This is a genomic window from Duganella callida, assembly GCF_004614165.1.
Taxonomy (GTDB): domain Bacteria; phylum Pseudomonadota; class Gammaproteobacteria; order Burkholderiales; family Burkholderiaceae_D; genus Rugamonas; species Rugamonas callida.
Map to the genome: position 1 here is coordinate 21,501 of NZ_SPVG01000181.1, position 22,464 is coordinate 43,964.

Consider the following 22,464-nt stretch of genomic DNA (forward strand, 5'->3'; position numbering starts at 1 on the left):
GCCGGAAAGCGCAAATTTTAGAGCGCCAGGCGGACGCCTTTGTATCGCCGGCGGTAAAACATCACGCTGGTGGCCACCGTCAGCACCACGGCGATCGCCACCAGCATATCCTGGCCGCCGTGGGTGACCACCGCCGGCTGGCTGGATTTCATGGTCGAGGCGGTGAATTTCTTGCCGGCGTACTGGGCGCCGATCACCAGTTCCTGGCCGTTGATGGCGTTGACCAGGTACAGGCCGTAGCCGCCTGGATGGACGGTCATCTTGCCGTCGCGGTAGACGAAGGTGCGGCGTTCCTCGCCCAGGCGGATGGTGCCGACCACGTGGCCGGCGTTGTTGATGGCGGTGGCAAAGCTGTCGCCATAGCCGACCAGCGCGCCGAGGTCGGTCATGCGCCCGCGTTCCCAGACGAAGGCGTGCCAGCGCCGGTTCGGCATTTCCGAGGCGCCGACGATGACGCCCTGGTCATTGATGGCGGTGGCGCTGCTCTGGCGGCCGCCCAAGGTGCCGAGGTCACGCATGCCGGCGCCGGGCCGGTACAGAAAGGCGTGACGGTAGCCCTCGGCAGTGGCGGCGGTGCCGACAATGTGACCGAGGTTGTTGATCCCGGCCCCATAGCTGATCTTGCCGCCAAGTGCGCCAAGGTCGACCGGCGCATGTTCGCCGTCGCTGCTGAAGGCGCGGTAGTAACCGTCGCTGGTGTCGGCGAAACCGGCCACCTGGCCGGCGTTGTTGATGGCGGCGCCGTAGCTGCTGTTGCCGCCCAGCGTGCCCAAGTCGCGCATCGTCCCGCCGTACGGGACGACGAAGGCGCGCCAATGGCCATCCGCGTTGCGCGCCGCGCCGACCACATCGCCGGCTGCGTTAAGGCCGCGCGTGTAGCTGTCGCTGCCGCCCAGTGTGCCCAGTTCGACCGTGCGCCGGTCGTAGAGGACGGCGCGCTGGCCGCCGTCGTCGTCCTCGATGATGCCGGCCACCTGGCCGCTGGCGTTGATGTCGGTGGCGATACTCTGCTCGTTGCCGCGTGTTCCCAGAGGCAGGGTGGTCAATGCTGGCATGGTGTCTCCTTATGCAATGATGAAAGAGAACTGCAAGTCTTGTGCCACGCGATGTGGCGGCTTTTGCGCGGGTAAATCGTCCGGAAATGAACAGCGCTGGTGTCCGGTTCCGACCAGCAGCGTCCAATTGCAGGCTGCGCCAGTGGCCGTTGTGCGCGGCTTATTCCGGTTTTCTCATCAGCTTGATACGTGTCCAGATCGCATCCAGGTGTTTTTTGTACGCGCTGTTGGGCTGAAGCAGGGCTCGATCATACTGCTTTTTTTCCTGAATGGCCGCCCAGGGGCGGACAGTCGACCATGTCGCGCACCGACCATTCCGTCTGCCAGCGATCCTCTTTGCGGCCATAATACACGGCAGTGAGCTCGTGGTATTCCTCCTGGTCGGACGGCTGTGAAGGCGAACGCCCCGATTTCCGGCTCAACACCAGCAGGTGCTCGCCTGCCTTGTCCGTCACGCGTTGTGCATGTACGAGATCACCTTTCACGACGATGTGCTGGGCTGAAAGATATGCTGCGTCGATAGCGCCCATTGATAGAAATCGTTAGATTAAACAGTCTGCGTCCGTCAAGTCGCGGCGAGATGTTCCGGTACATCTATCTGCTCGACGTAAATCCACTGGCAAGGCCGCGTGGTGAAAGCATTCCGGGCGACCAGGCTCGAGGCCAGATGAGATTTGCCGGCGCTGTCAGTAAAGAATGGATCTTTGGTCAGGAGGGGATCATGCAAGCGCGTTTGTACGAAGGCGTGCATGCGATCGTCGTCGATCCAGAGATGCTGGCTGCCGACCGCTCGCCAGGCGTCCAGTCCCAGATCGTTAAACGTCGCGCATTCCAGAAGTTCGCCCGCTGGCGCGCCGGTCCAGCAAAACTGCGGCGTGCCAAGAGGATCGTCCAAGGGTAGATAGACACCTGTTCGCTCGGGCACCTTACCGCTGTGACCGGTGATGTCGGGTCGCAATCTCACGGCGGAAAATTTCGGTAAGGTCTGAACCACTTCTCGATAGCGAAGCGTCAGGTTGAAGTCGTTCCAACCTCCGCCGGCATGGTGCTTGTCCATCGTGTCATCGATGTTGCCGGCGTAGTGCAAAAGCTGTTCGAAGCGGGCGTCGAACCGGTCCTGTTCCGCGGGGAGAAGCCACTCCACGCCTAGCTCCGACATGCTACGGCCGCATTGGTACGCGCCAGTGATCGCGTACACTTGCGAAGCCCGCTTCGCAATCTGGCCTGCGACAGACGATTCAAACGCTTGCAGCACTGAGTGAGGATTGTGTAGCGAGCCTCTTGGAGCGCCGCGATTGGGGCGGGCGCTGCGTACTGGCTTGTCGGTCTCCGGATGCACCAACGCGTGCAAGCGCAGTTGCAGACCTTTTAAATAATCAAGCGAGGCAAAATGATAAAGCAGCGATACTTGTATCGTTTGCCTAACGCTGAGGGTCAAATCCGCCGGCATCATTGTCGATATTCTTTTGAATGGCCCAGGTCAGCTGATGATGCCAGATCAGGCGCGCGGTATCGCAATGGGATGAAGAGTTCAATCTGGCTGAATGTCACTTGATCGCCGTTTCTTTCTTTAAAATAGATTCGACACTGAGTTTGGTGTTGGGGTAGCTGTGATGGGCAATCGGTTTGAACAGATAGGCCGGGCCATCGGGAAAATCTTTGTCTCCCGTGGTAAGTTTATACCAGGTCGCCTTGATCCCTTTCTTGTCAGTAGTCCTGGAAGCGATGATCAGATAAATGTCATCACCCTGGGTACTGACCACGGCATCCTCCACGGTTGTTTCACCGGACGAGATGTTGAACCAGGTCAAAATCTTCTCCGTTTTTTCGACATCTTTTTGGCTGGCGAGCAGCGCCGTAACAGGTGCACTGTCCCGGTCCCAACGCTCCGGCCATGCCCGCCCAAGTGCCGCTGCGGTCGTCGCCGCGCAGACCCAAGGTAACAAAATTAAAAATCGTACTTTTTTGAGAAATTGAAGTTGTTCGACTTGGCCTCGTGAACATTTTGCCTGAACCGACTCAACTCATTGACGCGCTGCGCGGTCAGCGCAACGATGCATTCATCATGCGCGACGCCCGCGCACACACCGTTGTCGCAGTTGGCTTGCTGATCAACCTCGTCGCATTTGTCGAGCCGCCAGTCGAGCCAGCTTCTTTGCATCTTGCGCAGGACAGCCACATCGTCTTTGGACAGCGCCTTGATGAGTGCCTTGTATTCCTGGTTGAGCTCTTTATCTTCCTGAACGTAAAGGCGATAGCTTTCACACCGGCTCAGTGGTGTACCCTCGATGGGACAGTATTGATCATGCGATCGATTCTTCAGTCCGCTACACGCACGCTGTCTTCCACGGCCCTGGCCCAAGCCTGGAAGTAGCTGAATATACGGAGCCAGGCGGTGACCGAGCTGATTCGCTTGAGCCAGTAAAAGATCTGTTGCCGCTCCAGTTCGGACGGTAGCAGCGGTGAATTGCTGATGATGGATGGTTTCATGGATGGATGACGACTTCGTCGTTATGCTTGCTGGCCTGTTCACGGGCACCGACGCGGGCGGCTTGGGTGGTGCCGTGACCACGACTGCCCCCGCCCTACTGCGGCTTTCGGGCCTTTACCACCGGTGATTTTGGCCGTAGCAAAGAAAGCGTCTATTGAGGCGCCGAAAGGAGTAAATAGATCAGTAGGTGACTTGCATCCTCGCAAATAAAACCGCCCACAGGTTTGCCGGTTTTTCTCAACGAAGTTTGATATTTACGACAATTAGATAGTTGAGAGAGGTCGGCGTTGCTGTTCTTATTTTTCAGCAGTAGTTGTCGAAACGGCTCACGTAACCACAATCGACCAGCCTCCGGTACCACGTAATTGACACCGGCTGGCTCCTTGAGATTTTCTAACCAATGTGATTGCGATGATTCCAGCTCGGCAACCAGGGTAGTGTAATCAGTTGGCCCGGGAACGCCACCCTTATATTCCGGTGTACCGAAGATCTCCCAGCGACCAGAATTTGCAGGTATTTGAAGATTGACGATATCGCGCAATGCCGACAGGTTGTCGGATGGGGCTGGTACGGGGTCTTCCATTGAACATCCTTCCATAAATAGCGCACATGCAATAATTGCTATTGCTAATTTCAATTCTAATAGTGATTTCATATCAAATTTTATTCCTGAGACGTCGGCTATCCTGCGGCTTGCGCTGGCGGTCGGTGGGCGCGCCGGTCACCGTGCGCTTGTTCCAGCTACCCTCAGCCCAACTGACGTGTCGTGTCACTGTTGCGTAGTTGGTATATTGTTTGGCCAATCCAGTAATTTCAAACCTGCCATTGGCCGAATCGGGAATGCCGGTTGCTACATCCTGCATTCCAGGATTAAAGTTGTAGCGATCTTCCATATGAATTGTCAGGTCTGCCGAATAGATAATCTCTCCCTTGGCATTGGCTGAGGCTGTCACGTCGGCGCTCACCCAGAAAACATGCGCGCCGATGGCTTTTTGCCAGTTCGCCGTTGCAGGATAACTAGCAATTCCTCCCATGCCGACGCTATATGGGGTGCTCGTTACGGAAAACTTCACCCTGTCTTTGCCTATGACTTCCATACAGTGGACAAAATCATTCAACAGATTAGGCACAACTTGCTGCCCTGATGCGTCATCCTGTAAGAAGCGTTCGTAGTTAATAGTGCGGTCGGTCCCATTCCCAAATAGAAAATGTCGATAGGCGCCGTTCGCGTCGGTTAAGTCTTCGCCATGGCAGGCGGGGACGAATTTCGCGGTAGCGCCGCTGCATAAAGCTTCGGAACCCTCGAGCATGGCAACCCATTTGGCATATGCTAAACGGTCAGATGCGGTAGGCTCACGTCTGGGAAACGCATCCAGGAAGCCGTTATCATGTTTGATTGGTGGCCGCGTAGGTGGTCCGATGGTGTAGTGACCAGCCTGGTCGACCAACTTGACCGACGCTTCATGCGTATTGTCTTGGTTCGACGGCTGCAGCAGAATATCGAATGGGCTGGTCATGCTCTTCCTGCAAGTTTAGCGATTTCTTTCATGGCAGCGTGGCCAACCGATGTCTTGACGGATTCAGCGGCGTCGCCACGGATCACATCCGTATGGCCGTCTTGGTCGGTGATTCCATGATAAATCTGTCCGCTTTGTAGCCGCATGAAGTAGGGCGTTTCAGCCAATGGTAGTCCGGTTGTTGCATCAGTCAGTCGTACTTTGCGCTTAAACTGCGCCACAACGCTGCTAGGCAAGGGCGCAAATGATGCTTCCATCTTGCCGCCGCCATCAAACAGATGTTGCCCACCCTTGACCGTGAAATTGCCAGGGCAGGCAAACGTGATATCGCCGCCTTCCAGCGTGATCGACGACTGGCCCGCCTGCAGCACGATCTTATGACTGGCCTTGATCTCGATGCTGTCGTTGACCGAAATCACCTTGACCGCCTGATCGGCGAGTATCTCCAGCTGGTCGGTATGCGCCTGCAGCGACACCGGGCCGTTGGCGGCGATGGCCTGGATGCCGCCGGCGTGGCTGAAGTAGCCGGCCGCGTTGGCCGCCACCGACGACAAGGTGTACGCTGCCGTCATCTGCACGTCGCCCTGCGTGGTCCAGTGCAGCTGCTCGCCGGCGAACAGCACGGTCGATGCCGGCGTGGCCCAGTTGATGCTGGCCGGGGCGTCCATCAGCACCAGCGGATCGGCGAATTTTTCCACTGGCTGCGCCGCGTCGAGCGCACGCGCGCCATCCTGCGCCTTGCTGGCGTCCTGGCCATTGACCGCGCCATCGTGCTTGCCCTTGTCCTTGGGATCGATGCGCGCCAACAGATCCTGCTGCGCCTTGGCTGCGGCGGCGCTGGTCAGCGCCTGCTGCTGGGTGGCGGCGTCGCTGAGCACCTGGGCCAGCGCCTGGCCGCCTTGCAGCGATTTCACCGCCTCCGCCGCATCCATCTGTGTCGAGCTGACGCCACTGCCTTGCGCGGTGCGGGCGCTGGAGGTCAGCAGCACGCCTTCGCCGCCGCGCAGCACGGCCCAGGCGTCGGTACGCAGTTCGAAGCCGGCGCCGCGGTAGGCGCCGCGCTGGGCCGAGCCGGGCGACTGCGCCACCAGGTAGCCCAGATTGAGCTGGGTGGCGGCGCTGCTGGTGGCCAGGCGGGTGCGCACCTGGCCCGGCGTGTCGTCGAGCTGCCACTGGTTGTAGCCGCCGCCGTCGAAGTTGTGGCTGTGGATGCCGGACAGCGTGCCCGCATGATTGACGCCGGAGTCTTCGCCGGCCGCGTAGGGCGGCTGGTCGGAGCCGGTGTACAGCTGCGCCACCACCAGCGGCCGGTCCATGTCGTGATCGACGAAATCGACCAGCACTTCGGTGCCGATGCGCGGGGTGAATTGCGAGCCCCAGTTCGGCCCGGCCAGCGCCTCGGCCACGCGCACCCAGGTGCCGCTGCGGTCGTCGCCGGGCGCGCTGCCGGCGGCGTCGGTGTCGTGCGCCATGCCGCCGGCATTGGCGCCCTGGCCGCGCTGCCAGGCGAACTGGATGCGGATCTGGTGGTCGCGCGTGGTGGTGGCGACGGCATTGCCGGCGCCGACCACGATGGCGGTCTGCGGTCCCAACGCGGTGGCGGTGTGCGGCGCGGCGGTCGCACGCGGCACGATGGCCACCGCCTCGCGTACGCAGCCGAAGATGTTGCGGTAGGTGCCGGCTTCCAGCAGGTCGGCGGTTTTCTTCACCTGCGAGGCAAAGTTGTTGCGTGCTTCATGACGGACCCACAGTATCTTGAAGCGGTTGTCGTCCGCATAGCGTTCATGCTGGATCAGCGCGAAGGCGTGGCCGGGGGCCAACTGACGCACGGAGCCAGCGCCGTCGAAGGTTTTGTTATCGAGTTCCAGTGCCTGCAACATCAATTGGCTATGCAGATCGGGCACGCCGCTGTCGCTGGCGATGCGTTCGCCGCCGCCGTCGTACACCGGCAGTGTGGGCAGCTCGCCGGCGTCCAGCGACGATTGCTGTTCGGCGGACGGCGCCAGCAGCTGTGCCGGATCCCAGCTGCTGATCCCGACCGCATTGGGCTGTACCTGCCGCCGCGCCGCGAACTGGTCGATGGCATCGGCGCTGTCGGTGGCGCGCACGCCATGAAAGCGGACATCGGCGCCGCCGGGCATGTCTGGCGCCTCGGCCTTGCTGTCGAAGATCACCAGTTTGTGACGCGCCTGGCCGTCGGCCGCCTCCTGCTCCGGCTGGTCGTGCTCGAAACGCCAGCTCAAGCCTTCCGATGCCAGCAGCCGCGTGAAGAATTCAAGGTCGCTTTCGCGGTACTGGGTGCAGATGGCGCGCGGCGCCAGCGTTTGCGTGACGTCGAATTCGAAGCGCAGTTGCGGGTAGTCGGACAGCAGTTCGGTGACGATATCCTGCGCGTTTTTGTCCTGGAAGATGTAGCTGTCGCGGCGCAGGCGCAGCAGGGCCAGCGCCGGTTCCAGCAGCAACCGATAGCGCGCCGTGCCGCCGTCCGCGCCCAGCCAGGATGCCGACGTGCAGATGCCGTGCCAGGCGCGCCGGCTGCCGTCCGCCTGCAGCAGGGTGACGGTCAATTCCTCGCCGATGAACTGGTCGAGGTCCAGATCGGTGGAGGTGCTGAGCGCATCGACCTCGAACGCGTACAGTTCGTTGACGCCTTCGCGTCCGGCGAAGCGTTCGGCCATCAGCGCTTCCGGCAGCGATCCATCCTGCGCGCTGGCCAGTGTGATCAGGCGCGCATGCTGACTCAGTCCCGTGCCGAAGGCGCCCAGTACGGAAGCGATATCCATCAGGGCAGGGTGATGGTCAGGTTGGCCTGGCGCGGCGCCAGCTTGACCACGTCGTTATAGGCCGCCACCTGCTGGCCGGTATTGCGGTCGAGCGAGGTGCGCAGGCCGATATAACCGAGCACGCAAATCAGACCGAACACCGAGCACAGTACCCACAGCGGCAGGTCGCTGCGCAGCTTGTGGACGATCTGGTCGGGCCGCTCGGCGTGCGGCGCAAAGCCGCCGCGTTTGCCCTTCATGTGGGCGATTTCGTCGCCCAGGCGCGCGGTCAGGTAGTTGAGTTTTTCCGAGCCTTCCAGGATGTAGCGGCCCTGGAAGCCCAGCAGCAGACACATATGGAACACTTCCAGCGCCTGCAGATGGGCGGCGCCGCGCGCGCGCAGCGCTTCCAGCCGGTGGAAGAAGTTTTCGCCGGCCAGCTGCTCGCCGAACAGCGCCAGTTGCAGCGGCCGCCGTTCCCAGGCGTCGCGGATGGGGAAGTTGGAGCGCAGGATGATTTCATCGACGGCGGCGGCGAACGCGTATTTGGCGGCGTCGATGTCGTCCGGCGAGGCGCCGTGCTTGCGCGCGGCGCGGCCGAAGTCGTCGAGGAATTGCGTCATGCGCTGGGCGAATTCGGCGTTTTCCTGCGGGCCGCTGCCGTTCTTGAGCATGAACAGCGCGTAGAAGCCGTCGTACATCAGGTCCAGCAAGGTTTGCGGCGCGGTGCTGGCCGCCGGCGCCGGCGCGGCGCCCATCAGGGAAGGTGCGGTAACAGTATTCATGACTTACCTCAGGAGGTGACGGCGACCAGTTCCAGCTTCAGGTCGTGCATGCCGCCGGGGACGTAGATGGAGATCGATTGCGCCTGCAGCATGCGCTCGTACATCTGGCCTTTGGGCTCGATCGAGAAATACATGGCGTCCGGCCGCACCGGCACCGCGGCCGGCACCTGCGGCGCGTGCTGCAGGCGCACGCCCGGCATGGCCGACAGCACGAACTTGTCGACGTCGTCCGGCGCGCCGACCTTGAAGCGCAGCGGCACCACGTCCACCAGTTCGCTGGCCGGCATGGCCGCCGAGACGGCGATGTAGAAGGTGGTCTTGTCGTCGATCTTGCCCGAATCGAGCATGCCGTGGTGGTAGGACGGCTTGACCTCGCGCAGCGCGATGGCGAAGTAGCGCGACGAGATCACCGTATCCAGCAGCTCGCGGATGATCTGGTGCAGCGTGGCGAAGGCCGGGCCGGGATCGTTGTGCTGGTAGGGCGGCAGGTCGGTCAGGGTCCAGCTTTTCGAGAACGTCATCAGCGAGCCGGCAAGGCCGAGCAACTGCTCGTACAGCCGCTCAGGGTGCAGGGCAGGGTGCTGGAAGTAGTGCGTCAGCGAGGCGAACGCGGTGCTGGCCGTGTGCAGCAGCCAGAACGAGGACATGTCGCCCGAGCGGAATTCGATCACGTGTTTGCTCGGTTCGCGGTGATGGCCGTACAGCGCCGCCACCTTGGCCTGCAGCGCGTCCAGCAGGCGGCGCAGCTGCAGGAACAGCAGCGGCGCGGCGCGGATGCTCAGGCTGGGCGGCACGTAGGCCGCATCGAGCTCGAAGCCGCCGGTGGCCGCGCGACGCAGGCGCAACAGCGGAAAGTGGGTGTAGGAATCGCGCGGTTCGTGGTCGGCCACCAGCCGCAGCGTCTTCTTCAGGTAGCTCAGCTGGGCCGGCGCGGCCTGGGTGTACAGGTCCGGCGTTTCCTGGTTGTTCTGCAGGTAGCGCACGCCGTTGTTGCCGCTGCCGTCGCCGAAATTGCCGCCAAACGGCTTGAATGCCGGCAGGGCCGCGTAGTAGGTGACGGTCTGCTGCGACTGCGCCAGCTGGCTCAGGTCGACCGGATCGGGCAGGTCGTCGGCGCCCGGCGCGTCGTAGAACTCGCCGTCCTGGAAGCGCAGCGACAGCTCCAGCAGACGCAGGCTGTTGTTGGCCAGCGCGTCGCGGTCGATCTGGATCTGGTTCACGCCCCAGGCGTACGGGTGCAGCGCCTGCACGCTCTGGTGCAGGCGCTGCTCGTGGTAGCGGTCCTGCTGTTGAAAGTGTTGCGGGCGGAGGAAAAGCCCCTCGCCCCAGAGAATCTTGCTGCTCATACCATGGCCTTTTTTAAAAGTATCAGAACACTAACATTTCTTTTGTTAAAGGTGCGCACGGCTGAGAACGAACTATTTTCGGTGGGCTGGCGCACGCTTGAGTTCAATTGAACGCGGTCAATAATAAATTTCTGCTAACGTGGCGCCGTTTCCAGCATTGTTCTTTTGGTATTTATTTTTGATAGCGTTTTAGAGGTCCGCATGACTACCGTTTTCTCGATTGCCCGTTTGGCTGGCGCCACCTTGTGCGTGGCGGCGCTCAGCGCCTGTACCACCGCCCCACCGGCGCCGCCGCCGGTGGCCGTCAAGCCCAGCCTGCAATCCATGCTGTCCCAGGCCAGCGCCGCCTCCGGCAGCGGCCAGAAAGAGCAGGCCGTCACGCTGTGGAAGAAAGCGGCGGAAGCCTATCCGGCCGACAAGTCGCCGTGGCTCAGCATCGCCCAGACCCGGTATGAAGCCGGCCAGTACGGCGACGCCATCGTCAATGCCCAGGAAGTGCTGGTGCGCGATCCCAACGACACGCTGGCCAACAGCATCATCGCCATCAGTGGCCTGCGCCTGTCGACGCGGTCGCTGGCGGACCTGAGCCGCCAGAACAATCTGTCCGGATCGATCCGCACCGAATCGCAGGACCTGGCCAAGCTGCTGCGCGAGAGCCTGGGTGAAACCGTGCTGGTGCCGCCGGCGCCGGCGCCGGTGCAGCAGGCCGCCACACCGCCGCGCGGCAAGGCCGGCAAGAAGGCCCAGGCCAAGGCCAAACAGGAAGATGACAGCAGCGCCAATCCGTTCGGCGCATTGAAATAAGGGGAAAGCCATGTCGAAGAACACGAGTGTGCAGAAGAAACTGCAAAAAATCCGCCCGCCGCGGGTGCATATGACCTACGACGTCGAGATCGGCGACGCCATCGAGAACAAGGAACTGCCGTTCGTGATGGGCGTGGTCGGCGACTTCGGCGGCAATTCGGAAGTCGAGCAGAAGCGCCTGAAGGAGCGCAAGTTCGTCAACCTGGACCGCGACAACTTCGACGAGGTGCTGAAAGGCGTGGAGCCGCGCGCCAGTTACCGCGTCAAGAATGAGCTGAGCGGCGAGGGCGGCGAATTCGCGGTCGATCTGAAGTTCAAGTCGATGGACGACTTCCGCCCCGAGTCGGTGGTGCAGCAGGTGGAGCCGCTGCGCAAGCTGCTGGAAGCGCGCACCAAGCTGGCCGATCTGCGCAACAAGCTGGCCGGCAACGACAAGCTGGAAGACATCCTCAACGACGTCCTGCACAGCACCGAGAAACTGGCCGAACTGGGCCAGCATACCGCCGACAAGAAGGAGGCCTGAGATGTCCGCACAACTGACGCCAGGCGGCGCGCCGGCCGCCACCGAGACCACGCTGCTGGACCAGATCGTCGAGCAGAGCAAGGTTGCCAAGTCCAGCACCGAGCATGCCCGTGCCAAGGACCTGATCGCGGAACTGGTGAACCAGGTCATGGACGGCACCGTGGTGGTGTCCGACAACCTGGCCGCCACCATCGACGCCCGCGTGGCGGAGCTGGACCGGCTGATCTCGGCCCAGCTGTCGGCGGTGATGCACGCGCCGGAATTCCAGAAGCTGGAAAGCAGCTGGACCGGCCTGAATTACCTGGTCAAGCACAGCGCCACCGGCCAGAACCTGAAAATCAAGATGCTGAACGCCACCAAGCGCGAACTGGTGCGCGACTTCCAGAGCGCGCTGGAATTCGATCAGAGCACCATGTTCCGCAAGGTGTACGAGGAAGAATTCGGTACCTTCGGCGGCGCGCCGTTCGGCGCGCTGATCGGCGACTTCGAGATCACGCGCCAGCCGGAAGACATGTATTTCGTCGAGCAGATGTCGCACGTGGCGGCCGCCGCGCATGCGCCGTTCATCAGCGCCGCCTCGCCGGAGCTGTTCGGCCTGGAGAGCTACAGTGAGCTGGGCAAGCCGCGCGACTTGGCCAAGGTGTTCGACACCGTCGAATACGCCAAGTGGAAGTCGTTCCGCGAATCGGAAGACTCGCGCTACGTCGGCCTGACGCTGCCGCGCTTCCTCGGCCGCCTGCCGTACAACCCGGCCGATGGCGCCACCACCGAAGGCTTCAACTTCGTCGAGGACGTGGACGGCACCGATCACCAGAAATACCTGTGGTGTAACGCCGCCTATGCCTTCGGCACCAAGCTCACCGCCGCCTTCGAGGATTACGGCTGGTGCGCGGCGATCCGCGGCGTGGAGGGCGGCGGCCTGGTGGAAGACCTGCCGACCCACACCTTCAAGACCGACGAGGGCGAAGTGGCGCTGAAGTGCCCGACCGAGATCGCCATCACCGACCGCCGCGAGAAGGAGCTGAGCGACCTCGGTTTCATCTCGCTGGTCCACTGCAAGAACACCGACTACGCCGCCTTCTTCGGCGCGCAGTCGGCCCAGAAAGCCAAGAAGTACAACAGCGACGCCGCCAATGCCAATGCGGTGCTGTCGGCCCAGCTGCAGTACATCTTCGCGGTGTCGCGCATCGCCCACTACATGAAGGCCATGATGCGCGACAAAATCGGCAGCTTTGCCGCCGCCAGCAATGTCGAGGACTTCCTCAACCGCTGGCTGACGCAATACGTGCTGCTGGACGATAACGCCAGCCAGGAACAGAAAGCGCAGTTCCCGTTGCGCGAGGCTTCGGTACAGGTATCGGAAGTACCGGGCCGTCCCGGCGTGTACCGCGCGGTGTCTTTCCTGCGCCCGCACTTCCAGCTGGACGAACTGTCCGTTTCTCTCCGATTGGTCGCGGAGCTCCCGGCATCGACCAAAAACTAAGTCACGCTTTAACTATTTTCATTGAAAGGAATACCAATGGCAATCGACGTCTACCTGCAAATCGACGGCATCAAAGGCGAATCGGCCGACACCACCCACAAGGACTGGATCGAAGTGCAGTCGGTACAGTGGGAAGTGCTGCAGCCGAAATCGGCAACCGCGTCGACCGGCGGCGGCCACACCGCCGAACGCACCGAGCACAAGGACATTGTGATCAACAAGCTGGCCGACCTGGCCACGCCGCTGCTGCTGCAAAACTGCTCGTCGGGCAAAACCCTGCCCAAGGCCAAGCTGGAATTCCTGCGCGCCGACGGCCAGGGTGAGCGCATCAAGTATTTCGAGATCGAACTGGAAAACGTGCTGATCTCCAGCGTCGCGCCGACCGTTGAACAGGGCAATATCCTGAAGGAAGACGTGGCGCTGAAATACTCGAAGGTGAAGTGGAAGTACACCCAGCAGAAAGTGGGCGGCGGCTCCGGCGGTAACACCTCCGGCGGTTGGGACCTGTCGGCCAACAAGACGGCCTGATAGCGCATGAAGGGATTTACTCCGGGACTGTTCGATCGGCTGATGGAGGCGCCGTCCCACGGCGCCGGCGGCACCGTGTCGCGCCTGTCGATCGAGGACGTGAAGGATGCGGTGGCGCGTGATCTGGAAGCGCTGCTCAACACCCGCGCGGTCCTCCCGGAGGAACTCCTGAAACGTTTTCCCGAGTGCGGCAGTTCGATCGCCACCTATGGCCTGCAGGATTTTGCCGGCCTGTCGCTGTCGAGCACCGACGACCGCGCCTTCATCTGCCGCAGTCTGGAAAAGGCGATCGCCCGCCACGAACCGCGCCTGCGCAATGTGCAGGCATCGCTGGAATTGCGGGCGGACGCCGTCAACCGCCTCAACTTCGCCATTACGGCGCTGCTGGTGGTCCACAGCGCGCACGAACCGGTGAACTTCGACGCCGTCCTGCAGCCCTCAAGCCTGCATTACACCATCAGCAAAGCGCGCCGTGCCGCACCGCTGGGAGCCTGAGATTGGAACAATTATTACCGTATTACGAACGGGAGCTGGGATTCCTGCGCCGCTATTCGCGCGAATTCGCTGAACGCTACCCGAAAATCGCCGGCCGTCTGCTGATCAGCGGCGAGGTGTGCGAGGACCCGCACATCGAGCGCATGATCGAATCGTTCGCGCTGCTGAACTCACGCATCGCCAAACGGCTCGACGACGATTATCCCGAATTTACCGAAGCGTTGTTCGAGGTGCTGTATCCGCACTATCTGCGGCCGTTTCCTTCGTGCTCGATCGCGCGCATGGATTTCAGCGGCGCCGCGGCGCAGCTGACGACGTCCAGCGTGATACCGCGCGGCACGCAACTGTGCACCCGGCCGGTACGCGGCGCCACCTGCACCTTCCGCACCGCCTATCCGGTCACCGTGGCGCCGCTGGCGCTGACCGGCGCGCAGTTCGATCCTATCCTGTCGGCGCCGGAAGCGCTGCGGCCACCGCCGCTGGCCACATCCGGCATCAGCATCACGCTGTCCTGCACCGCGGAGCAGGTGACACTGGGCCAGCTGGCGCTGGGCAAACTGCGCGTGTTCATCGACGGCGAGCCGTCGTTCTGCGCGGCGCTGCGCGACGCCCTGTTTACGCGCGCGGTGGCGGCTTACGTGGAAGCCGACGGCAATGGCCGCTGGACGCCGCTGCACAAGATTCCCGTATCGCCCGCCGGCTTCGGCGAGGATGAGGCGCTGATCGACTTCTCGGCACGCTCGCACACCGCCTACCGGCTGCTGACCGAATATTTCTGCTTCCCGGAGAAGTTCAACTTCTTCGACATCGACCTGCACACCCTCAGCGGCGTGCTGCCGGCCGGCTGCCGCACGGTGACGCTGCACCTGGCGCTCTCCGGCCTGCGCACCGATTCCAACCTGGCGCGCATGCTGGCCACGCTGAGCACCAACAACGTGCTGCTGGGCTGCACGCCGGTGGTGAACCTGTTCCGCCAGCGCGGCGAGCCGATACGCCTGACCCACGCCTCCGCCAGCTATCCTGTGCTGGCCGACGCGCGCCGCGCCTTTGCCTACGAGGTGCAGGCGATCGAATCGGTGCGGCTGGTGCGTCAGACGCCGCTGGGGGAGAGCATCCAGGAATTCCGTCCGTTCTACTCGCTGCGACATGGCCAGACGCCGGAGAAGAACGGCCATTACTGGGTGGCCCGGCGCGACGAGGACATCGCCGAAAAGAGCCCCGGCTACGAAACGCAGATCTCCATCGTCGACATCGACTTCGATCCGGCCGAGGTGGAGACCGACACACTGAGCCTGGAACTGACCTGCACCAACCGCGATCTGCCGTCGCTGCTCAGCTACGGTTTGCGCGGCGGAGACCTGTTCCTGGAAGGCGGCTCCAGCGTGCGCGCCATCAGCTTCCTGCGCAAGCCGACGCCATCGTACCGCTTCGAACGCGGACGCGGTGCGCACTGGCGTCTGATTTCGCATTTATCGCTGAATCACTTGTCCTTGACCGGCGGCGGACTGGATGCCTTCCGCGAGATGCTGACGCTGTACGACCTGCCGCGCTCCCCGTCGTCGCAGCGCCAGATCGGCGGCATCGTCGCCGTGTCGCACAAGGCGGCCACCACCTGGCTGCAGGGGAATCCCTTCGCCTGCCTGGTGCGCGGCATCGAAGTCACGCTGACGGTGGATGAGGAAGCGTTTGTCGGCAGCGGCATACATGCTTTCGGCCAGATCGTCGAGCGCTTCCTCGGCCTTTACGTACACGCCAACAGCTTTACGCAGCTGGTCATCAAATCGAATAAAAACGGAGAGGAACTGCTGCGATGCTTGCCCCGAAGCGGCGATTTGAGCCTGCTGTAATCGAGCGACTGTTTGCGGAGCCGCACCGTTTCGAATACTTCCAGGCGGTGCGCATGCTGGAGCTTTGGCTAAAGCGCCATGGCGCGCCGCAGGAAGGCGCGGTGGCCAACTTCCTGCGCTTCCAGAATTCGACCTCGCTCAGCTTCCCGGCCAGTCAGCTGGAGGCGCTGCTGCCGGAGCCGCGCAATATCGCCACCACCGCGTCCAGCCTGGGCGAAGCGCTGCAGACGGCACAGCTGCGCTACGTGCGCATCACGCCAGCCTTCATGGGGTTTTTGGGCAGCAGCGGTACGCTGCCCGCGCACTACACCGAGCGCATCGCCGCCCACATGCTGTACCAGAAGGATGACGCGCCACGCGCCTTCCTCGACACCTTTTCCAACCGCGCGCTGGCGCTGTTCTACGAAGCCTGGCGCAAATACCGGCTGGAGCTGAAGTACCAGATCGACGGCAAGGACGGCTTCCTGCCGCTGCTGCTGTCGCTGGCCGGCATGCACAACCCGTCGCTGCGGCGGCGCCTGTCCGACGGCGGCGATGGCGTGCTGGATGAATCGGTGGCGTATTTCGCCACCGCGATGCGCCAGCGACCGGCATCCGCAGTGCAGATAGCGCGTGTGCTGTCGGAGTATTTCGGCCAGCCGGTGCGCGCCGAACAGTTCATCGGTTGCTGGTACGCGGTGCCGCGGGAGCAGCAAACCATGTTGGGAATGACCAACGCGGTGCTGGGTGGCGGCGCGATGGCGGGGGAGCGCGTGTGGCAGCGCGACCTGCGCGTGCGGCTGGTGATAGGCCCGCTGGACCGGAAAGGCTACGCATCCTTTCTGCCCGGCGGTAAAGCGGCGCGCGCGCTGCAAAGCATGCTGACCATGTTCACCGGCGTCACGCTGGAGTACGAGGTGCAGCTGGTGCTGCGCGCTGAAGATGTGCGGGGCGCGGCGCTGGGCGATGCGGGCAGCGGCGGGCGGCTGGGCTGGGACGGTTTCCTGGTCACGGAACCGCAGCAGCAGGACCGCGCCGACGTGCGCTACGAAATACACGCAATGACATGATAAGGATAAGAAGATGAGCATCAATCTGAAAACGCTGATCGGCAAACTGAATGACACCAGCCGCGCCGCCGCCACCCGCGCCGCCAGCCTGTGCGTGTCGCTGGGGCAGTACGAGGTCGATATCGAGCATCTGTTCCTCGCGTTGCTGGAGCAGCCCAAGAGCGACGTGGCGCTGATCGCGCGCCAGAGCGATATCAGCATCGGCCAGCTGGAAGCCGATCTGCGCGCGGAAGTCGGCCGCTTCAAGAACGGCAACACGCGCACGCCGGTGTTCTCGCCGCGCCTGCCCAAGCTGTTCGAGAACGCCTGGCTGATCGCCTCGCTGGACATTCAGGACAACACGCATGTACAGATCCGCAGCGGCCATCTGCTGCAGGCGCTGCTGACCGATACCGAGCTGTCGCAGCTGGCGGCGCGCAGCTCCAGGCTGTTTGCACGTTTCGAGCTGGAGCAGATCAAGCACAATCTGGACAAGATCACGGCCGGTTCGGAGGAAGTGCCGGTGACGCCATCCGCTCCGTCGGGCGAGGGCGGCGATCCGGTCGGCGAACTGCAGGCGCGCGCCGCCACCAAGACCCCGGCGCTGGACCAGTTCACCACCAATCTGACGCAGCGTGCGCGCGAGGGCAAGGTCGATCCGGTAATCGGCCGCGATCAGGAAATCCGCCAGGCCATCGACATCCTGATGCGCCGCCGCCAGAACAATCCGATCCTGACCGGCGAGGCGGGCGTCGGCAAGACCGCCGTGGTGGAAGGGCTGGCGCTGCGGATCGCCCAAAACGACGTGCCGGACGTGCTGAAAGGCGTGGAGATCCACACACTGGACATGGGCCTGCTGCAAGCCGGCGCCAGCGTCAAGGGCGAATTCGAAAACCGCTTGAAGAACGTGATCGACGAAGTCAAGAAAAGCCCGCACGCCATCATCCTGTTCATCGACGAGGCGCACACCATGATCGGCGCGGGCGGGCAGGCGGGCCAGAACGATGCCGCCAACCTGCTGAAGCCCGCGCTGGCGCGTGGCGAATTGCGCACCATCGCCGCCACGACCTGGGGCGAGTACAAGAAGTATTTTGAAAAGGATGCCGCCCTGGCGCGCCGCTTCCAGGTGGTCAAGGTGGAAGAACCGAGCGAGGAACTGGCCTGCGCCATGTTGCGCGGCATGGCGCCGCTGATGGAAAAGCACTTCGGCGTGCGCGTGTACGACGAGGCGATCACCGAAGCGGTGCGGCTGTCGCACCGCTACATCATGGGGCGCCAGCTGCCGGACAAGGCGATCAGCGTGCTGGATACCGCGTGTGCGAAAGTCGCGCTGGGCCAGAACGCCACTCCCTCGCGCATCGAGAATCTGGCGCGGCAGATGGAGCGTATCGATGCCGAAGCCGTGGCGCTGGAGCGCGAGCAGACCGAAGGCGGACCGTCCCGCGACGCGCGGCTGCAGGAATTGAAGAATGCGCGCACGGCGGCCGATGAGCAGCATCGTTCGCTGTCGGAGCGCTGGGAGAAGGAGAAAGCGCTGACGGCACAGATCATCGACGCGCGGCGTACCAGCGCCACTCCCGCCAGCGCCGCAAACGGTGCCGACGCCGCAGGCCCGGAGGCCACAGGTGCCGGCGCGCCAGCTTCTGGTGCGGTCAGCCAGGCGCGCGACATCCAGGCGATGCTGGCCGAACTGCGCGAACTGCAGGGCGAAACGCCGATGGTGCCGGTGCAGGTGGATGGCCACGTGGTGGCCGAAATCGTCGCCGGCTGGACCGGCATCCCGCTCGGCAAAATGGTCAAGGACGAAATCAAGACCGTGCTGCGGCTGAAGGACATGCTGGAACAGCGTGTACTGGGCCAGCCGCACGCCATCGAAGCGGTGGCGCAGCGCGTGCGGACTTCGCGCGCCAACCTGGACGACCCGAACAAGCCAAAAGGCGTGTTCCTGTTCGTCGGTCCATCGGGTGTCGGCAAAACCGAAACCGCGCTGGCGCTGGCGGACGTGCTGTATGGCGGCGAGCGCAAGCTCATCACCATCAACATGAGCGAATACCAGGAAGCGCACAGCGTCTCCGGCCTGAAAGGCTCGCCGCCGGGCTATGTCGGCTATGGCGAAGGCGGCGTCCTGACCGAAGCCGTGCGCCGCAATCCCTACAGCGTGGTGCTGCTGGACGAGGTGGAAAAAGCCCACCCGGACGTGATGGAACTGTTCTTCCAGGTCTTTGACAAGGGCGTGATGGACGATGCCGAAGGACGCGAGATCGACTTCAGGAACACCATCATCATCCTGACCTCCAACATCGCCTCGGGCGCGCTGATGCAGGCTTGCCTGAACAAGACTGAAGAGGAACTGCCGTCGGTGGAGCAGTTGGAAGAACTGGTGCGCCCGCAGCTGATGAAGCAATTCAAACCGGCGTTCCTGGGCCGCCTGAAAGTGATACCGTTCTACCCGATCCCGGACGACGTGCTGGTCGAAATCATCAAACTCAAACTGGGCAAAATCGAACGCCGCATCGCCGCCAACCACAAAGCGGAATTCAGCTACGACGAAGCGCTGGTGGAAGCCGTCCTGGCGCGCTGCACCGAAGTGGACTCGGGTGCCCGCAACGTCGACAACATCCTGAACGGCACGCTGCTGCCGGAGATTGCGGAAGCCGTCCTGGCGCGCATGGCCGAAGGCGCGGCCATCGCCAAAATCAAGGTCAGCGCCAACAAAGCCGGCCAGTTCAAATACACCGTCAAATAAACTCCGGGGTCAGGTCTTCCATTGCGTCACGGGCTCTGCCGTAGCGATCGCTACAGCAGAGCCCGTGACGCAATGGAAGACCTGACCCCGGATTATTCTGCGGGGGGGACGCCCAGAAGTTCTTCGATGTGGGCCAGGGAGCTCTGGTCTTTGACCACGGAGCGCAGCCAGGTGTGCAGGTCTTGCTCGGCTGCGGCGGCCGCTTTTTCGGCAAAATAGGAGGCGGGGCTGTGCGGTTCGGTGCGGCGGAAGAAGGCCGCCACCGCGCGCAGTTGCGCCACCGCTTGCGCGCGGTTGCCGATGACGCCGGGCTGCCCGCCGCTGTTCTGGTTCGACGGCACTCCGGTGGCAGTTTGGCCAGCGCCGTCCGCCGCCAGGCTTTCGGGGACCGCACCGGCCGTGCCGCCAGCCCAGTCGCCGCTTGCTGCCCCAGCCGCGCTGGATGCAGCGCCGGCCGTTGCGGCCGGCGCGGGGACCGCGTGCAGCATGTTTTTTACCGCGTCGCGCGCGGCGGCGAAGGCGGGGGATTCGTCGCCGAGCCTCGCTTCAGCCACACGCTCCAGTTGCTCCAGCGCGTCGATACAGTACTGGGCGTCGGCACGGAAGGTAGCCGCAAATTGCGCCGAGTTGTTGCGCTTCGCCGTTTCGATGTCGGCCAGCCGCGGTGTGCGATTCTGCAGTTCTTCGTTGCCGCTGCCGGCGCGCTTGCGCGCTTCTTCGATGTCGATGGTGGAGTAGTCGCCGTTTTCCGTCAGGCCGATTTCACGCACCAGTCCAGGAGTGCGCGACAGTATCCAGCGCAGGTTGCCGGTGCGCTGGTCGTTGTCGCCGTCTTCGGCTTCCGGGTACAGTCCCTTGTCCCAATATTGGTCGCACAGGCCGGCCAGCACCAGATAGCCTTCCCCCAGCCCGCGCAACTGGTGCATGCGCGCGCCGGCTTCGGTCAGCCAGACGGCCAGGCGCAAGTCCTTGCTGGTGTTTTTCAGCAGGTGCGCGCAGCGGTCGATGACGAATGGCCAGTCGGCCTCCTTCAGGTCAGTCACCCATTCGCCCTGGTCCAGCGAGGGGTCGTCGAACTTGCGCGCCTGGGCGATGGCATCCAGTTCGGGGGAAAACGACAGGTCGGTGCCGGCCGGCTGGTTGCCGCTGATCGGTTCTAACAGCTCTTGTGCGGAATACATGTGTGGTCCTTGTTCGATATGCGCTTACTGCGCCATGCGGAATTCGATGCGTCGGTTGCGCGCGCGGCCTTCCGCCGTGTCGTTGCTGGCCACCGGACGATCCGGTCCCTGGCCGCTGGCGCTCAGCAGGTCGCCGTTGATGCCGTGGCTGGCCAGGTAGGCTTTCACCGCCTCCGCGCGGGCCTGGCTCAGGCCCTGGTTGGTGGCGCGCAGGCCGGCACTGTCGGTGTGGCCGATGATTTCGACCTTGCGGTTGTTCAGCTTGCGCAGCGCGAGCACCATTTCGTCCAGGATTGCCTTGCCGGTCGGCGTCAGCTCGGCCTTGCCGCTTTCGAATTCGACGATGCGGTTGGCCAGGGCGCTATCCAGCACACCCTGGTCGGCCGCCGAGACGCGCAGGCCGTTGTTGACGGTGTAGGTGGGATTCAGGCTGGTGGCGATGTTGCTGGCGATTTTCTGCCGCACCGCTTCGTTGCCGACTTCTCCACGCAGGCTGACGGTGCTGCCGTCGATCTTCAGTTGCCCGCGGCTGATCTGTTTCAGGTCCGCCGTGATCAGCTTCTGCACATAGCCGTTCCAGTTGGCCGGCGTCGCCACCTTGTCGATCGAGATCTGGTCCACCACCTTGTCGGCGCCGTACACTTCGCGCAGTTTGGCGAGTACGGCGGCCTTGCTGGCTTCGTCGGGCAGGGTGCCGCTGGCCAGTACCTGGCCTGGTTGCGGCGCCGGCGTTTGCGCATGGACGCCGCCGGCCGCCAGCATCAGAATGCCGAGAATGAGAGTACGCATGGTTCAGGTTCCGATAAACGCCGCGCTGACCGAATCCAGCGCGGACTTGAGTGACAGGGTAGGCTGCGACAGGTAGGTGGACAGCTTCTTGATCGCGTAATCGCTGTCCGCGTGTTCCTCCACCCAGTCCAGTTCTTCAAACGCGATATGCTGTTCGCGCGCGGCCTGCGGGTCCATGATGCCGTGCAGGGTGGCCGGCGAGGCGCCGCTGAAGCCGACCAGCAGCACCGGCTGCTCGCGCTGGCGCGTGACGAACAGCGCCAGTTCGAAGTCGGCGCGCGCCAGGAACGGCGTGATCAGGTGCAACCAGAATGCCGCCACCAGGTTGCGGTACATGGGGTCCTGCGGCAGCGGCAGCAGCAGGGTTTTATCCAGCCGGCTGGAACTGCTGGCCAGCACCGGCTGCAGCAGCATGCCCAGCGCCAGCAGCACCTGGCGCGACGATCCTTTGAAGCCGGCCTGCGCCAGCAGGCCATCCAGCCCGCCGATGGTCTGCAGTTCGAGAAAATCGTCGAAGCTGGCCTGGTAGGCGGCGCTGCGCAGATCGAGCTCGATCGCTTCGCTGGCCGCCAGTTGCAGCGGCACGGTGGGATCGCCGGCGCCGACCACGCTGCTGCTCAGCGTCGCCAGCCGGTTCCACAGGCGGTTGAATACCAGCGGCGCGGTCGGCACGAAGCTGCCCGGCTCCGCGACTTCCACGCTGCTGGTCATCAGGAACGGGAAACGGCGCTGCGACTGGTCGCTGCTGGCGATGATATGACCGGCGATCGCATGCCGCCGGCGCGGGCCGACGAAGGCGAAGTGCAGCGGCGCGACGGCGTCGTAATTGAGCTTCCAGCGCGCGTCGGCGCTCATCAGGTCCATGGCCTGCGCCAGCCAGTCGTCCAGCACCTTGATCAGTGCCGGGCTGTCGCCGCCTTTGACGAAGTCGCCGCGTCCGGGGACTTTGCCGAAGTAGCCGATGGTGGCGGTGGTGGCGTTACGGCTCATGGCTGCGCTCCTGCGGTGCGGATCACGCCGGTCGGCGCAGGGGCCGGCATGGTGGCGGGGGCGGGGACTGGCGCACGCGGCGCCGGTGCTGTCA

Annotated in this window: 21 protein-coding genes; 8 read left to right on the forward strand and 13 right to left on the reverse strand. The window is 63.3% G+C overall.

From position 1 onward, the window contains the following. Positions 1-17: 17 nt before the first annotated feature. From E4L98_RS18005 to tssK, 10 genes are all read right to left on the reverse strand, one after another. Positions 18-1,055, reverse strand: a complete 1,038-nt coding sequence (locus tag E4L98_RS18005; RefSeq protein ID WP_135202928.1) for an HAF repeat-containing protein — start codon at positions 1,053-1,055, stop codon at positions 18-20. A 248-nt stretch (positions 1,056-1,303) separates the two neighbouring features. After that, entirely contained in the window at positions 1,304-1,585 is a 282-nt protein-coding gene (locus E4L98_RS18010) for a hypothetical protein (RefSeq protein WP_135202929.1), read from the reverse strand. A gap of 35 nt (positions 1,586-1,620) precedes the next feature. Continuing rightward, entirely contained in the window at positions 1,621-2,508 is an 888-nt protein-coding gene (locus E4L98_RS18015) for a hypothetical protein (RefSeq protein WP_135202930.1), read from the reverse strand. A gap of 94 nt (positions 2,509-2,602) precedes the next feature. Further along, positions 2,603-3,001: a hypothetical protein gene (locus E4L98_RS18020; RefSeq protein WP_135202931.1), complete on the reverse strand. Its 399-nt coding sequence runs from the start codon at positions 2,999-3,001 to the stop codon at positions 2,603-2,605. Positions 3,002-3,003: 2 nt separating this feature from the next. Then, positions 3,004-3,627, reverse strand: a complete 624-nt coding sequence (locus E4L98_RS18025; protein ID WP_135202932.1) for a lysozyme inhibitor LprI family protein — start codon at positions 3,625-3,627, stop codon at positions 3,004-3,006. Between the two features lie 70 nt (positions 3,628-3,697). Beyond that, a complete protein-coding gene (locus tag E4L98_RS18030; protein WP_135202933.1) occupies positions 3,698-4,201 on the reverse strand; it encodes a hypothetical protein in 504 nt (167 codons plus the stop codon). A 1-nt stretch (position 4,202) separates the two neighbouring features. Beyond that, positions 4,203-5,063: a hypothetical protein gene (locus E4L98_RS18035; protein ID WP_135202934.1), complete on the reverse strand. Its 861-nt coding sequence runs from the start codon at positions 5,061-5,063 to the stop codon at positions 4,203-4,205. Then, the gene (locus tag E4L98_RS18040) at positions 5,060-7,846 is read right to left on the reverse strand and encodes a type VI secretion system Vgr family protein (RefSeq protein ID WP_135202935.1); all 2,787 of its coding nucleotides are present in this window, start codon (positions 7,844-7,846) and stop codon (positions 5,060-5,062) included. Before E4L98_RS18040 ends, E4L98_RS18035 begins: the two co-directional genes overlap by 4 nt. Continuing rightward, the gene (icmH, locus tag E4L98_RS18045; protein ID WP_135202936.1) at positions 7,846-8,610 is read right to left on the reverse strand and encodes a type IVB secretion system protein IcmH/DotU; all 765 of its coding nucleotides are present in this window, start codon (positions 8,608-8,610) and stop codon (positions 7,846-7,848) included. Before icmH ends, E4L98_RS18040 begins: the two co-directional genes overlap by 1 nt. A gap of 8 nt (positions 8,611-8,618) precedes the next feature. Then, complete coding sequence (gene tssK, locus E4L98_RS18050; RefSeq protein WP_135202937.1) at positions 8,619-9,956, reverse strand: type VI secretion system baseplate subunit TssK; 1,338 nt, start codon at positions 9,954-9,956, stop codon at positions 8,619-8,621. A 201-nt stretch (positions 9,957-10,157) separates the two neighbouring features. On the opposite strand from tssK, the gene E4L98_RS18055 reads away from it, so the two are divergent. From E4L98_RS18055 to tssH, 8 genes are read left to right on the forward strand one after another with little or no spacing between them, the layout of a single operon-like run. Beyond that, positions 10,158-10,760: a tetratricopeptide repeat protein gene (locus E4L98_RS18055; RefSeq protein ID WP_229257441.1), complete on the forward strand. Its 603-nt coding sequence runs from the start codon at positions 10,158-10,160 to the stop codon at positions 10,758-10,760. 10 nt (positions 10,761-10,770) lie between these two features. Then, positions 10,771-11,283, forward strand: coding sequence for a type VI secretion system contractile sheath small subunit (gene tssB / locus E4L98_RS18060; protein WP_135202938.1), 513 nt, complete (start codon positions 10,771-10,773; stop codon positions 11,281-11,283). A gap of 1 nt (position 11,284) precedes the next feature. Beyond that, positions 11,285-12,766, forward strand: coding sequence for a type VI secretion system contractile sheath large subunit (gene tssC / locus E4L98_RS18065; RefSeq protein WP_135202939.1), 1,482 nt, complete (start codon positions 11,285-11,287; stop codon positions 12,764-12,766). Positions 12,767-12,802: 36 nt separating this feature from the next. After that, entirely contained in the window at positions 12,803-13,294 is a 492-nt protein-coding gene (locus E4L98_RS18070; RefSeq protein ID WP_135202940.1) for an Hcp family type VI secretion system effector, read from the forward strand. Positions 13,295-13,300: 6 nt separating this feature from the next. After that, complete coding sequence (gene tssE, locus E4L98_RS18075) at positions 13,301-13,789, forward strand: type VI secretion system baseplate subunit TssE (RefSeq protein ID WP_135202941.1); 489 nt, start codon at positions 13,301-13,303, stop codon at positions 13,787-13,789. A 2-nt stretch (positions 13,790-13,791) separates the two neighbouring features. After that, complete coding sequence (gene tssF, locus E4L98_RS18080) at positions 13,792-15,636, forward strand: type VI secretion system baseplate subunit TssF (RefSeq protein ID WP_135202942.1); 1,845 nt, start codon at positions 13,792-13,794, stop codon at positions 15,634-15,636. Beyond that, positions 15,600-16,685: a type VI secretion system baseplate subunit TssG gene (gene tssG, locus E4L98_RS18085; RefSeq protein ID WP_135202943.1), complete on the forward strand. Its 1,086-nt coding sequence runs from the start codon at positions 15,600-15,602 to the stop codon at positions 16,683-16,685. Before tssF ends, tssG begins: the two co-directional genes overlap by 37 nt. A 13-nt stretch (positions 16,686-16,698) precedes the next feature. Continuing rightward, positions 16,699-19,410, forward strand: a complete 2,712-nt coding sequence (gene tssH, locus E4L98_RS18090) for a type VI secretion system ATPase TssH (protein ID WP_135202944.1) — start codon at positions 16,699-16,701, stop codon at positions 19,408-19,410. A 92-nt stretch (positions 19,411-19,502) separates the two neighbouring features. Here tssH and tssA read toward each other — a convergent pair whose 3' ends face one another. The 3 genes from tssA to tagF are packed head-to-tail and all read right to left on the reverse strand — an operon-like array spanning position 19,503 to position 22,370. Further along, the gene (tssA, locus tag E4L98_RS18095; RefSeq protein ID WP_135202945.1) at positions 19,503-20,591 is read right to left on the reverse strand and encodes a type VI secretion system protein TssA; all 1,089 of its coding nucleotides are present in this window, start codon (positions 20,589-20,591) and stop codon (positions 19,503-19,505) included. 24 nt (positions 20,592-20,615) lie between these two features. After that, positions 20,616-21,380, reverse strand: coding sequence for an OmpA family protein (locus E4L98_RS18100; protein WP_135202946.1), 765 nt, complete (start codon positions 21,378-21,380; stop codon positions 20,616-20,618). 3 nt (positions 21,381-21,383) lie between these two features. Further along, the gene (gene tagF, locus E4L98_RS18105; protein ID WP_135202947.1) at positions 21,384-22,370 is read right to left on the reverse strand and encodes a type VI secretion system-associated protein TagF; all 987 of its coding nucleotides are present in this window, start codon (positions 22,368-22,370) and stop codon (positions 21,384-21,386) included. Positions 22,371-22,464: the final 94 nt, after the last annotated feature.